Consider the following 13,254-nt stretch of genomic DNA (forward strand, 5'->3'; position numbering starts at 1 on the left):
CCGGGCCTTTTTTTCACCCTCCCTGCCGATGCCAGACGATCACCTGGTTACGTCCGTTATTCTTTGCTTCATACATGGCTTCGTCCGCGCGCTGAACGCACGCTTCCGCTGTCACGCTATTGTCGTAGGTGGTATACACCCCCATGCTGATGGTCATTCGCTCCGGTAAATGGCTCTCCCCGGCACTGACCGCCAGGCGGATACGCTCGGCGATCGCTTGCGCTTCTTTTTCACCGGTGTTGACCAGCAGCAGAGCAAATTCCTCACCGCCGATGCGTGCGGCGGCGTCATCTACCCGCGAATGGCTTTCCAGCACCGAGGCGGCGAACTGGATCACTTTGTCGCCGGCGACATGGCCGTAGCTATCGTTGATGCGTTTGAAATGGTCGAGGTCGCTGATGAGCACCGACAGCGGATGCTGGGCATTCACCTTCGCCAGCTGTTGGTTAAGAGTGTCGTAGAAAAAGCTGCGGTTGTAGAGGCGGGTCAACGGGTCGCGGATCGAATTCTGATACGAATGGACATATTTGTGGTTAGACTCGCGATAGAGGATAAAGACGTCAACCAGTAGCACCAGAATCAGGAACAAGGTGCATAGCGTTTCGAAAAAACGCGCCTGGTACCAGGTCTGATCCAGCTCCCCTGCGGTGGAGAGCAGCTGGAAAAGCGTGAACAAATAAGCGCTGCAAAAAAAAGCGCCGCTGAACCAAAAAATATTACGCAGTTTACTCAAGCTAATTAATAAAATCAGCGTGATGAACCAAACTGCCATCAGCAGCCAGCCGATAATACTTTGCCACAACGGGGTAAAGGTATGGCTCAGATCGTCGATAAAATTGACGCTCAGCCACGGCGAATGGCTGGAGTATAGCCATGATAAAACAATAATGGTCAACGTAAAAAGTATACATGCTGTAAATGTAAGAACGTGTGCTTTCCACGAATGCATGATGCGCTGGCGAAAATAGTACAAAATAATAGATGACATGAATAACACAGCCATCATTATATTGCGGAAGAAATAATAGATAACGGCGTCATTTTGATTAACGACCGGGGCCGGATTGCAGGTAAGCCAGTCCGGATAGCTGCTGAGCGTGCCAAGCATCAGCAGCGCTGAGCAGGCAAACCCGAAAGAGACTGGAGTAAGGTACAGACGCCGCTTGCTGCTCCAGTATTTCATGCCCATAAAACAGGCAATGGTAATATGAAAAACCATCAGGAAACTGGTCAGCAGCGGAAATAATATTGAGGAAGTACTACTGAAGCTGGTATGAAAAAAAGCAGTCATCCCGGAAATGCCAATCCCGGCCAGTAAACAAATGCAAATATAAAGGATTAGACGTTTAACGATATGATGCACATGTTCGGGCATAGGCAATATTCCATATAAAAGGCAACGGCAGCGACGATGAGTCGCCAGGGCTAATTTACGTTTTTGAGGGTAATTGGGGCGGGCAGATAAGATATTGCGCAGGCGCAATGATTCATGGAATATTAAAATAAAGATGTCTGATGGTTACTACGAATTTATTACGGCGAAATAAACGTGGCTGAAAAATACGATGCGGCGCAACCGGCCGCATCGTAAGGGAAATTATCGCGGAGAGACGGTGACCTGGCTGCCGCTGCCGGCAATGGCCACGCGCTGACCAACGGAGAACGGAGTGCTGCCCTGTTTCTGCACTACCATAATGGTATTGCCATCGTCCTTACGGATTTCCAGTTCAACGCCCTGCGTTTTATTCATCGCGCCCTGAACGCCCTGACCGGCTACGCCGCCCGCGACCGCACCTGCCGCCGTAGCCAGAGAGCGTCCGGTACCGCCGCCGATGGTGTTTCCAAGGAACCCGCCCAGTACCGCACCGCCAATGGCCCCGATGGCATTGCTATCGTCGCCGCTCTGGATCTGTACGGCGCGCGTATGCACGATAGTACCGTAAGTCACGCTCTGCACCTGTTTGGCTTCAGATGCGGAATAAACGTCGCCGGACAGGCCGCTGCTGCTCACGCAGCCTGCGAGCGTAAAACCAATCATCGATACAGCCAAAACACGTAAAATCATTTATGAATCTCCTGTTCACCGAAGGTGTTCAATTGAACGTCCATACGGTTAATTATATGGCATTTAGTCGTCGGCGGGCATAGGTTCTCCCTGGACTATACAAAAAATAATAAACACTGGTGCTTCAACCTCAACTAAACGCCGGTTCTTTACGATGTTCTCTGATTTGTCGCTCTATTGTTAAAAAGTATTAGTACAACATAGCATTAGCCGACACTTTATGATGGAGTGAGGGCATACAAGGGTCATGGAATGAAGGAAAACGTATGAGATCGGGTCGCTTTATTGGCGTTATGTCTGGTACCAGCCTGGATGGTATCGATGTCGTTTTGGCCACCATTACTGAAAACATGGTGGCGCAGCAGGCTAGTCTCACCTGGCCCATTCCACACGCGATAAAAGAAGAGATTCTGGCGATTTGCCAGGGGCAGTCGCTGACCCTTTCGCAGCTAGGTCGTCTGGACACCCGTCTGGGACGGCTGTTTGCCGATGCCGTACTGGCGCTGATGCGCCAGGAAAGTCTCAAACCCACCGACGTCATCGCCATCGGCTGCCATGGACAGACCGTATGGCATGAACCGCAGGGAGAGGCTCCGCATACCCTGCAAATTGGTGATAACAACCAGATCGCCGCCCACACCGGGATAACCGTAGTGGGGGATTTTCGTCGCCGGGATATGGCGCTAGGCGGGCAGGGAGCGCCGCTGGTGCCGGCTTTTCATCATGCGCTGCTGGCCCACCCCGTTGAGCGACGTATGGTGCTCAATATCGGCGGGATCGCTAATGTGTCGCTGCTGGCGCCAGGGCAGCCGGTGCGCGGCTATGATACCGGGCCGGGAAATATGTTGCTGGACGCCTGGATCTGGCGCCAGAAGGGCAAACCGTACGACAAGGACGCCCAATGGGCTAGCGAAGGTAAAGTGCTGCTGCCGCTGCTGCAGGACATGCTGAGCGATCCGTGGTTTGCCTTGCCGGCGCCGAAAAGCACCGGTCGGGAATATTTCAATTACGGCTGGCTGGAGCAGCATATGGCCCGCTATCCGGGGCTACGCGGGGAGGATGTTCAGGCTACGCTTGCGGAATTGACCGCCGTCACCATCAGTGAGCAGGTATTGTTAAGCGGCGGCTGCGAGCGTTTGTTAGTGTGCGGCGGCGGCGCGCGTAACCCCTTGTTAATGGCGCGCCTGGCGGCGCTGCTGCCGGGAACCGAGGTCTCCACCACCGATGAGGCGGGGATCAGCGGCGATGATATGGAAGCGCTGGCCTTTGCCTGGCTGGCCTGGCGAACGCTGGCTGGTCTGCCGGGCAATCTGCCCTCCGTGACCGGCGCCAGCGAAGCCTCGGTGCTGGGCGCCATTTTTCCGGCTAACCCGCCGCAGAATCGGAGTTAACTGAAATCTTAAATACGACGCGACCGGTAAACTGGACAAGTTAAGCGGAGGGCGGAGTGCCCGCCGTGACCGGGAAAGTCGAAGGCAAACGAATGAAAAAAATTCTTATCGCAGTTGTACCTTTTATGCTGGCGGGCTGTAGCTACTACAACCAGTTTGTCGAGCGGATGCAGACGGACACGCTGGAGTATCAATGCGACCAGAAACCATTGACGGTCCATCGCAATAACGCACGCCAGCAGGTCAGTTTTATCTATGATAATCAGCAACTGAACCTGTCTGAGGGGCTGTCGGCTTCCGGGGCGCGCTACACCGACGGCGTCTATGTGTTCTGGTCAAAAGGCGATACCGCCACCGTCTATAAGCGCGACCGCATCGTCCTTGATAACTGTCAGCTGCAGACGGCCAAACGTTGAGATTTCTGTCCGGGGGGCGCACAATAACGCCACCTTATGACTACATCCTCAATGGCCATGTCTGATAACGACGAACTCCAGCAAATTGCGCATTTGCGCCGTGAATACACCCGTGGCGGTTTGCGTCGCCACGATCTTCCTGCTGAACCCCTGCCGCTGTTTGAACGCTGGCTGCGTCAGGCCTGCGATGCGAAACTTGCCGACCCGACGGCCATGGTGGTCGCCACCGTCGATGAGCGCGGCCAGCCCTACCAGCGCATTGTGCTGCTGAAGCACTACGACGAAAAAGGGTTGGTGTTTTATACCAACCTCGGCAGCCGCAAAGCGCATCAAATTGAAAACAACCCGCAGGTCAGCCTGCTTTTCCCGTGGCATATGCTGGAGCGCCAGGTGATGGTAATCGGCAAAGCGGAGCGTCTGTCGACGCTGGAAGTGGTCAAATATTTCCACAGCCGTCCGCGCGACAGCCAGATTGGCGCCTGGGTCTCGAAGCAGTCGAGCCGGATCTCAGCCCGCGGCATCCTCGAAAGCAAATTCCTCGAGCTGAAGCAGAAGTTCCAGCAGGGTGAAGTGCCGTTGCCGAGCTTCTGGGGCGGATTCCGCGTCAGCATTGAGCAGATGGAGTTCTGGCAGGGGGGAGAACACCGTCTGCACGATCGCTTTTTATACCAGCGCGATAGCGGCGCCTGGAAAATAGACCGTCTGGCGCCGTAAACGCCGAAATTAGTTATCGAAGCGCTGGCGCTGAAAGGGCCGGCGCTTTATTCTATGTACTTTTCGCATCTGGCGAAAAGTCGTGTACCGGCAGAGGTGCAGTCGTTTATACATGGAGAATTTGATGGCAAGCAGTAACTTGATTAAACAATTGCAAGAGCGGGGGCTGGTAGCCCAGGTGACGGACGAGGAAGCGTTAGCAGAGCGACTGGCGCAAGGCCCGATCGCGCTCTATTGCGGCTTCGATCCTACCGCTGACAGCTTGCATTTGGGGCATCTTGTTCCATTGTTATGCCTGAAACGCTTCCAGCAGGCAGGTCATAAACCTGTGGCGCTGGTGGGCGGCGCAACCGGTCTGATTGGCGACCCAAGCTTCAAAGCCGCTGAGCGTAAACTAAACACCGAGGATACCGTGCAGGAGTGGGTGGATAAAATCCGCAAACAGGTGGCTCCGTTCCTTGATTTTGACTGCGGCGACAACTCGGCGATCGCGGCGAATAACTATGACTGGTTTGGCAGCATGAACGTGCTGACCTTCCTGCGCGATATCGGTAAACACTTCTCTGTTAACCAGATGATCAACAAAGAAGCGGTGAAGCAGCGTCTGAATCGTGACGATCAGGGTATCTCCTTTACCGAGTTCTCTTACAATCTGCTACAGGGTTACGACTTTGCCTGCCTGAACAAGCTGCACGGCGTGGCGCTGCAGATTGGCGGCTCTGACCAGTGGGGCAACATCACCTCCGGCATCGATCTGACCCGTCGTCTGCATCAGAACCAGGTGTTTGGCCTGACCGTACCGCTGATCACCAAAGCGGACGGCACCAAATTCGGTAAAACCGAAGGCGGCGCCGTGTGGCTGGATCCGAAGAAAACCAGTCCGTACAAATTCTACCAGTTCTGGATCAACACCGCGGATGCTGATGTCTATCGCTTCCTCAAATTCTTCACCTTTATGGACATTGCGGAGATCAATGCCCTGGAAGAAGAAGACAAAAACAGCGGTAAAGCGCCGCGCGCCCAGTACGTGCTGGCAGAGCAGGTGACGCGCCTTGTCCACGGCGAAGAAGGCCTGGAAGCGGCGAAGCGCATTACCGAAAGCCTGTTCAACGGTAACCTGAGCGACCTGAGCGAAGCAGACTTCGAACAGCTGGCCCAGGATGGCGTGCCGATGATCGAAATGGAAAAAGGCGCCGATCTGCTGCAGGCGCTGGTTGATTCCGAGCTGCAGCCGTCCCGCGGTCAGGCGCGTAAAACCGTTGCCTCTAACGCGGTGACCATCAACGGCGAAAAACAGGCCGACCCGGAATATGTTTTCGCCGACAGCGATCGCCTGTTTGGCCGCTACACCTTGCTGCGTCGCGGTAAGAAAAATTACTGCCTGGTCTGCTGGAAATAAAAAAATACTGCCAGGGCGTGGGAAACCACGCCCTTTTTCTTTTTAGGGTTGTGGTAAGAAAATGAAGAACATCCTCGCCATTCAGTCTCACGTTGTGTTTGGCCATGCCGGCAACAGTGCCGCCGAATTTCCGATGCGCCGTCTGGGCGCCAATGTCTGGCCCCTGAATACCGTACAGTTCTCTAACCATACGCAGTACGGCAAATGGACCGGCTGCGTCATGCCGCCTTCGCATTTGACGGAGATTGTTCAGGGGATTGCCGATATCGACAAGCTGCAGACCTGCGATGCGGTACTGAGCGGCTATCTTGGCTCCGCTGAGCAGGGAGAGCATATCCTCGGTATCGTGCGTCAGGTTAAGGCGGCCAATCCGGCGGCGAAATATTTTTGCGATCCGGTGATGGGTCACCCGGAGAAGGGCTGCATCGTCGCGCCGGGCGTGGCGGAGTTCCACGTGCGCTATGCGCTGCCGGCCAGCGATATTATTGCCCCGAATCTGGTTGAGCTGGAGATCCTGTGCGGTCATCCGGTCGCCAGCGTCAGCGAGGCAGTGGCCGCCGCGCGGGAGCTGATTGCCCAGGGGCCGGAAGTGGTATTAGTTAAGCATCTTGCCCGTGCGGGTCTGAGTATGGATCGTTTTGAGATGCTGCTGGTGACGGCCGAAGAAGCCTGGCATATTAGTCGGCCGCTGGTGGATTTCGGCCTGCGTCAGCCGGTGGGCGTCGGCGATGTGACCAGCGGTCTGCTGTTGGTAAAATTGCTGCAGGGGGCAAGTCTGCGCGATGCGCTGGAACACGTCACCGCCGCGGTGTACGAGATTATGCTCGCCACCAAAAATATGCAGGAATACGAACTGCAGGTAGTAGCGGCGCAGGATCGCATCGCCGTACCGGAGCACTGCTTCAGCGCCACCCGGCTGTAACTCTCAGGGCCTGCCCGACGGTCCGCCGGGCAGGTTCAGGCCTTATTTTAAGCCTTCAGCCGCCAGTGCGGCCGCCACCGCCGGACGCGCTGCCACCTGCGTCATCCAGTTGCCGATATGACCATAGGCAGCCATATCCAGTTTTATAGCATAGGCCCAGCGCAGCACCGTAAACAGATAACCATCGGCAATGGTGAAGCGATGGCCGGTCAGCCACTGTTTGTCTGCCAGCGCTGCATCAACGTATTGCAGCTTTTTCTCAAGCAGCCCCCGCGCGACAGGCTTATAGTCCTCCGGGGTATCCGGGCGGAACAGCGGGGTAAAGCTTTTATGCAGCTCGGTGGCCACATAGTTCAGCCATTCGAGAGTCTGATAGCGCGCAATCGAGCCCACCGGCGCCAGCAGATGACGATCCGGCACCTGGTCTGCGATGTACTGCATGATGGCTACGCCCTCTGTGAGCAGGATATCATCATCCAGCAGCAGCGCCGGCACCTGACCTTTCGGGTTGATCAGCAGATAGTCTTCCCCGTTTTCCAGCCGTTTTTGGGCCAGATCCACGCTCTGCAGGGTAAAATCCAGACCGCTTTCGCGCAGGGCAATATGCGAGGCAAGGGAACAGGCGCCGGGTTTGTAGAACAGTTTCATGCGTGACTCCTCGTGGCTGCAGTTTTCTGTATGTTAGTCCTGCCAAGGGGTAAAAAAAAAGCCGCTAAACTAACGTTAGCGGCTTAAAAATAATTAGTTTTCCCTGCGGCGTCAGGCAGCCGCGGTTTCGCGTGCTTTAATGTCCGCGCTGTCGTCCTGAGTCATACGATTCAGTTTCGGCGCGGTCAGCAGCATCAGGGCGGCGATAACCGCGGTGACGATACCAATCTGCAGGAATACGTGACCGTACACTTCCAGCGACACCAGCGGATCGGTGACATTCTCCGGGACTGCCATCAGGTTAGCGATTTTCCCGGCGATGATCGCCGCGCCTGCCGTGGTGAGGAACCAGCTGCCCATGATGAAGCCCATCAGACGCTGAGGAACCAGCTGAGCGACCATCGCCAGGCCGAGGCCGGAAATCATCAGTTCACCGATAGACTGCAGCGCGTAGCTCAGAATCAGCCAGTTGACCGAGACGATACCGGCGTCGCTGGCGAACTTCGCCCCTAAAGACAGGACGAGGAATGCGCCAGAGCACAGTACCATACCGATAGCAAATTTGTGCGGCATCGGCAGGCGGTCACCCATCTTGTTGTAGATGGCGGCCAGAATCGGGCTACCAATCATGATCCAGAACGGGTTCAGCGCCTGATACTGTTCCGGTTCAAAGGCGAGACCGAGGATCGAGTGCTCCACGTTACGGATGGCGAAGAAGTTCAGCGAGGTCGGCATCTGGCTGTACAACACGAAGAAGACAATCGCTTCTACCATCAGCAGGAAAGCGACGATCATTTTACGACGCGGAGCGCCTTTCAGGCCTATGGTTTCTTTGGCGAAAATCACGACGATACCCAGTGCGACGACGCCCAGCACCATACGTGCGATACCCTGGTTATGCAGCAGCCAGGTGGCGATAGCGACCAGCACCACCACGCCAGCGATGGTCGCCAGCAGTTTACCCATGTGTACCGGGGCAAAGTCCGGTTTAGAGCCGTACTGTTTAACCCATTTCTGACAGAAGGCGAAGTTAATAATGGTGATCACCATCCCCACCACGCTGAGGGCAAACGCTACGCTCCAGCCAAAACGTGCGGCCAGCCACGGGGTTGCCAGCATAGAGAAGAACGAACCGATGTTGATGGACATGTAGTACATGGTAAATGCACCGTCCAGACGTGGGTCGTTTTTGTCATAGCAGGTAGAAAGCAGGGAGGACGGGTTGGCTTTAAACAGGCCGTTACCGACGGCGATGGTCGCCATACCCATATAGACGATAGCGGCGTCATGGCCGGACCAGGCCACCAGCGCATAGCCAATCGCCAGCACGATAGCGCCCAGCATGATGACACGCTTGGTACCCAGCACTTTATCACCCAGCCAGCCGCCAATGGCGACGAGGCCATAAACCAGCGCGCTAAAGGAGGAGAACAGAGTAATGGAATCCGCTTCCGACATACCCAGCTGTTTTACCAGGTAAACGGCCATGATCCCTTGCAGGCCGTAGTAACCAAAACGCTCCCACAACTCGATCGAGAAAATGAGATAGAACGCGCGTGGTTGTTTGAAAGCGTTCAGACTCACGCTTTCTGCTGGTTTATTGTTTGCAGTAGACACATATACCTCTTTTTTACATCCCATATTTACTGGGGGGTGTTCGGGGCGCAATCTCGTTGGACCGCCGCCTTTATAGTTATTCTTGGAGGGAAAACGGCAAGTAATGTTCACTATCCTGGCGCATCAGGCAAGGCTTTTGTAATAATCTGTTACACATAATCAGGGTGGTATAATGCTCCGGACATATGAATGTTATACAGCGTTAAATTTTACCGTTTCGATATCGTTGGTATTTTTATCTTTCGGCTTCGCCGGTTTGCCGGGAAAAGGCGATATATTCTACTGATCTGGCGTAAGCATAGTGATATGGTCCATTATCTTAAAAAATCATGGGTCATTATCCTGACAATCTTTACTCATCCGTTGTATTGCCTGACATTTATTTCCATTCCAGTAACATTCAATCAACATAAAGTTGCGAGCATGATCTGGATCACAAATGCATAGAAATTTTGCGCTGATAAAAAATGAATGAACTAGTTGTTTGTTATATAACCGGATAATCATCCATAATCATGATGATTATGTGGTGTTAATGGCCGGTGAAATAGATGAATGCGGGCCATAACCCAGAGTTAAGCTATGACCGCAATAGAGACGAGACAGTCAGGCGTAGACTTTATCTTTGTATTCGCAAAGATCTTCAATCAGGCAGGAGCCGCAGCGCGGCTTGCGGGCAATACAGGTATAACGCCCATGCAGGATCAGCCAGTGATGGCAGTCGACCTTAAACTCGGCGGGGACCACCTTCAGAAGCTTCTCTTCCACCTGTTCAACATTCTTGCCCGGGGCGAACTGCGTCCGATTGCAGACGCGGAAGATGTGCGTGTCCACGGCGATGGTCGGCCAGCCAAAGGCGGTATTCAGCACCACGTTGGCGGTTTTACGGCCCACGCCGGGCAGCGCCTCCAGCGCTGCTCTGTCTTCCGGCACCTCGCCATTGTGCTGCTCCAACAGGATGCGGCAGGTTTTGATGACGTTTTCCGCTTTGCTGTTAAACAGGCCGATAGTCTTGATATACGATTTTACCCCATCCACCCCCAGGGCCAGCATCGCTGCGGGCGTATTGGCCACCGGATAGAGTTTGGCTGTCGCTTTGTTGACGCTGACATCGGTGGCCTGTGCAGAAAGCAGGACGGCAATCAGCAGCTCGAATGGCGAACTGAAATGCAGTTCGGTGGTGGGGTGGGGATCGTTTTCCCGCAGCCTGGTAAGGATCGCCAGGCGTTTGGCTTTGTTCATATTATGCTTTCCCTGTCACGTCGGACGGGGCGACAGAGACGGCCCGGGCCGCTTGCGCCTTCCGCTGTTTGCTACGTTCATCGATAAGGTATTTAATCGCCAGCATCATGCCGAGGCCAATAAAGGCGCCTGGCGGCAGCATAGCCAGCAGGAAAGGGGTGTCGGTGTGGAAAACCTCGATGCGCAGAACCTTCGCCCAGCTGCCAAGCAGACTGTCGGCGCCGTCAAACAGGGTGCCGTTGCCAAGGATCTCGCGCAGGGAGCCCAGCACAAACATCGCGCAGGTAGCGCCCATGCCGATCGAGAAACCGTCCAGTGCCGACAGCGCTGGCCCTTTTTTGGCGGCAAAGGCTTCGGCGCGGCCGACCACGATGCAGTTGGTCACGATAAGCGGGATGAAAATCCCCAGCGACTGATAGAGGCCGAAGGCATAGGCGTTGATCAGCATCTGCACGACGCTCACCACCGAGGCGATAATCATTACGTAGATGGGGATCCGGATCTCCGCCGGCGTCCAGCGGCGCAGGCTGGAGATGGTCAGGTTGGTCAGGGTTAACACCAGGGTGGTGGCCAAACCCAGCCCGAGGGCGTTGGTGGCGGTCGAGGTGACCGCCAGCAGAGGACACATACCTAACAGCTGAACCAGGGCGGAGTTATTTTTCCACAGGCCCTGGACGATGACGTCTTTAACTTCGCTCATGGTTATTCTCCACAGGCGGTGAATTCAGGAAGTTGCGCAGGCAGCGTTTGTGCATATAAGCCTGCGCGCTTAACGGCATTGACCACCGCCCGGGGGGTGATGGTGGCGCCGGTGAACTGGTCAAAATCGCCGCCATCCTTTTTGACCGCCCAGTGGCTATCGCCCTGGCCGTGGATGACTTTCCCGGCAAAATGGGTAATCCAGTCCGACAGGCGAAGTTCGATTTTATCACCCAGGCCCGGCGTTTCATGATGCTCAGTTACGCGGGTGCCGAGGACCGTGCCGCTAAAATCGGCGGCAACCAGCAGCTGTATTGCTCCGGAGTAGCCGTCCGGCGCAGTGGCTTCCATCACCGCGCCGATCGGTCGATCGTTATTTTTGGCGATCCACACTTTATGCTGGCCTTTGCCCAGCGCCGGGGCGCTGACCAGATAGCAACTCTTAAGCAGATCGTTATTATAGCGGTCGGCAGGTAAAACCTGGTCGAATAACGCCTTTTGCTGCAGGGCCGCCTGCTGGTCGATGGTGCTTTTGGTCAGCTCATTGATCGCCGCCGTCAGCCCGGTGGAACCGGCGGCAAACAGCGCCAGCGTGACGCCGTGTTTACGCATCGTTTTTAACATCATTGCTCTCTCAACGGTGGCCATATACGCGCGGGCGCGTGTAGTAATCGATCAGCGGCACGGTAATATTCGCCAGCAGAACGGCAAACGCCACGCCGTCCGGATAACCACCGAAGCTGCGGATGAGCCAGACCAGCAGGCCAGCGAGGGCGCCAAAGATCAGACGGCCGCGGTTGGTTGTTGAGGCCGTCACCGGATCGGTCAGGATAAAGAAGGCGCCAAGCATGGTCGCCCCGGAGAGCAAATGCATCTGCGGTGAGGCCAGGCTCTGCGGCGAAAAAATCCAGCCGAGGGTGGCGCACAGGCCGAGGCTAACAAGGAAGCTGACCGGGATATGCCAGCGGATCGCCTTCTGCCACAGCAGGAAAAGGCCGCCTGCCAGCCAGGCGATATTCATCCACTGCCAGCCCAGACCTGCCAGCACGCCGCCGTAGACCGGCAATTGCAGCACCTGCTGAACGCTATGTCCGGCATGTAGGGAGGTTTTAAAGGTATCCAGCGGGGTGGCCTGGCTGACGCCGTCGATACCCAGCCGCAGACTGGCCATGTCGCCTCCGGCGGCGGTATGACCGGTGAAGATCATCTGCAGCGCGTCGCTGAATGCCGGGATATGGGCGGCTATCTCATAGGAAGGCAGCCAGGAGGTCATCTGCACCGGGAACGAAATCAGCAGCACGACATAGCCGATCATTGCCGGGTTGAAGGGGTTATGGCCCAGGCCTCCGTACAACTGCTTGGCAATGACTACGGCAAAGGCAGTGCCGAGCACCACCATCCACCACGGGGCCAGTGGCGGAATACTCACCGCCAGCAGCAGGCCGGTGAGCAGGGCGGAATTATCTTTCAGCGTGGCAGCAACAGGCTGTTTACGCAGTTTGAGAATAGCGGCTTCGGTCGCCCAGGCCGTCAGGGCGGCGAGGACAATCTGCAGTACGGTGCCCCAGCCGAAAAACCAGGTCTGGACCACAATGCCAGGCACAGCGGCGAGCAGCACCAGCAGCATAATACGCGAGGTCTGCCGCTGGTTATGGGTATAGGGGGAGCTTGCGATTCTGAAAACCATTTATTCCTCGTTAACTGCCTGCTGTGTTGCTTTACGCGCCTGAACGCGGGCGATAGCCGCGGCGACGGCCGCTTTGCGCGGGTCGTCATTGGCTGCGGCTGACGCGAGATCCTGTTGTGCGGCCTGCTGTTCGGCTTTACGCGCTTTAGCGCGGGCGATGGCGGCTTCCACCGCCGCCTTGCGCGGGTCGACCGGTTCGGCGGCCGGGGCGTCCACCGGCGCGGCCTGCTGTTCGGCTTTACGCGCTTTGGCGCGGGCGAGTGGCGGCTTCCACCGCCGCCTTGCGCGGGTCGACCGGTTCGGCGGCCGGGGCGTCCACCGGCGCGGCCTGCTGTTCGGCTTTACGCGCTTTGGCGCGGGCGAGTAGCGGCTTCCACCGCCGCCCTTGGCGCGGGTCGACCGGTTTGACGGCCGGGGCTTCCACCGGCGCGGCCTGCTGTTCGGCTTTACGCGC

General features: G+C 56.1%; 13 protein-coding genes and 1 pseudogene. 5 read left to right on the forward strand and 9 right to left on the reverse strand.

Annotation, left to right across the window (positions count from 1 at the left end; all coding sequences use genetic code 11):
- Positions 1–13: 13 nt before the first annotated feature.
- Positions 14–1,375 (reverse strand): GGDEF domain-containing protein, encoded by a 1,362-nt coding sequence (locus tag HMPREF1024_RS21740; RefSeq protein ID WP_004180166.1) that lies wholly within the window; start codon positions 1,373–1,375, stop codon positions 14–16.
- Between the two features lie 222 nt (positions 1,376–1,597).
- Positions 1,598–2,065 carry an outer membrane lipoprotein SlyB gene (gene slyB / locus HMPREF1024_RS21735; RefSeq protein ID WP_002907749.1) on the reverse strand — a complete coding sequence of 156 codons (468 nt, stop codon included), beginning with the start codon at positions 2,063–2,065 and terminating at the stop codon, positions 1,598–1,600.
- 266 nt (positions 2,066–2,331) lie between these two features.
- On the opposite strand from slyB, the gene anmK reads away from it, so the two are divergent.
- The 5 genes from anmK to pdxY all read left to right on the forward strand — a co-directional run bounded on the left by anmK (position 2,332) and on the right by pdxY (position 6,907).
- On the forward strand, positions 2,332–3,456 hold the full coding sequence (anmK, locus tag HMPREF1024_RS21730) for an anhydro-N-acetylmuramic acid kinase (protein WP_004143831.1): 1,125 nt from the start codon (positions 2,332–2,334) through the stop codon (positions 3,454–3,456).
- Positions 3,457–3,548: 92 nt separating this feature from the next.
- Positions 3,549–3,872 carry a C-type lysozyme inhibitor gene (mliC, locus tag HMPREF1024_RS21725; protein ID WP_002907744.1) on the forward strand — a complete coding sequence of 108 codons (324 nt, stop codon included), beginning with the start codon at positions 3,549–3,551 and terminating at the stop codon, positions 3,870–3,872.
- A 57-nt stretch (positions 3,873–3,929) separates the two neighbouring features.
- Complete coding sequence (pdxH, locus tag HMPREF1024_RS21720; protein WP_002907742.1) at positions 3,930–4,586, forward strand: pyridoxamine 5'-phosphate oxidase; 657 nt, start codon at positions 3,930–3,932, stop codon at positions 4,584–4,586.
- A 124-nt stretch (positions 4,587–4,710) separates the two neighbouring features.
- Entirely contained in the window at positions 4,711–5,985 is a 1,275-nt protein-coding gene (gene tyrS / locus HMPREF1024_RS21715; RefSeq protein WP_004175868.1) for a tyrosine--tRNA ligase, read from the forward strand.
- Positions 5,986–6,046: 61 nt separating this feature from the next.
- Positions 6,047–6,907, forward strand: coding sequence for a pyridoxal kinase PdxY (gene pdxY, locus HMPREF1024_RS21710; protein ID WP_002907739.1), 861 nt, complete (start codon positions 6,047–6,049; stop codon positions 6,905–6,907).
- A 42-nt stretch (positions 6,908–6,949) separates the two neighbouring features.
- On the opposite strand, the gene gstA is transcribed toward pdxY, so the two are convergent.
- The 7 genes and pseudogenes from gstA to HMPREF1024_RS32030 form a co-directional block, all read right to left on the reverse strand.
- Positions 6,950–7,555, reverse strand: a complete 606-nt coding sequence (gstA, locus tag HMPREF1024_RS21705) for a glutathione transferase GstA (RefSeq protein ID WP_004175870.1) — start codon at positions 7,553–7,555, stop codon at positions 6,950–6,952.
- Between the two features lie 111 nt (positions 7,556–7,666).
- Positions 7,667–9,172: a dipeptide/tripeptide permease DtpA gene (gene dtpA / locus HMPREF1024_RS21700; protein WP_009307714.1), complete on the reverse strand. Its 1,506-nt coding sequence runs from the start codon at positions 9,170–9,172 to the stop codon at positions 7,667–7,669.
- Positions 9,173–9,778: 606 nt separating this feature from the next.
- The gene (nth, locus tag HMPREF1024_RS21690) at positions 9,779–10,414 is read right to left on the reverse strand and encodes an endonuclease III (RefSeq protein ID WP_002907734.1); all 636 of its coding nucleotides are present in this window, start codon (positions 10,412–10,414) and stop codon (positions 9,779–9,781) included.
- 1 nt (position 10,415) lies between these two features.
- Positions 10,416–11,114, reverse strand: a complete 699-nt coding sequence (locus HMPREF1024_RS21685; protein WP_002907733.1) for an electron transport complex subunit E — start codon at positions 11,112–11,114, stop codon at positions 10,416–10,418.
- Positions 11,115–11,116: 2 nt separating this feature from the next.
- Complete coding sequence (rsxG, locus tag HMPREF1024_RS21680; protein WP_002907731.1) at positions 11,117–11,737, reverse strand: electron transport complex subunit RsxG; 621 nt, start codon at positions 11,735–11,737, stop codon at positions 11,117–11,119.
- A 10-nt stretch (positions 11,738–11,747) separates the two neighbouring features.
- Positions 11,748–12,800, reverse strand: a complete 1,053-nt coding sequence (gene rsxD / locus HMPREF1024_RS21675; RefSeq protein ID WP_009307716.1) for an electron transport complex subunit RsxD — start codon at positions 12,798–12,800, stop codon at positions 11,748–11,750.
- A pseudogene (locus tag HMPREF1024_RS32030) lies at positions 12,801–13,254 on the reverse strand (electron transport complex subunit RsxC); the annotation flags it as partial.

The sequence above is a fragment of the Klebsiella sp. 4_1_44FAA genome, assembly GCF_000238715.1.
In the GTDB taxonomy this organism is placed as follows: Bacteria; Pseudomonadota; Gammaproteobacteria; order Enterobacterales; family Enterobacteriaceae; genus Klebsiella; species Klebsiella pneumoniae.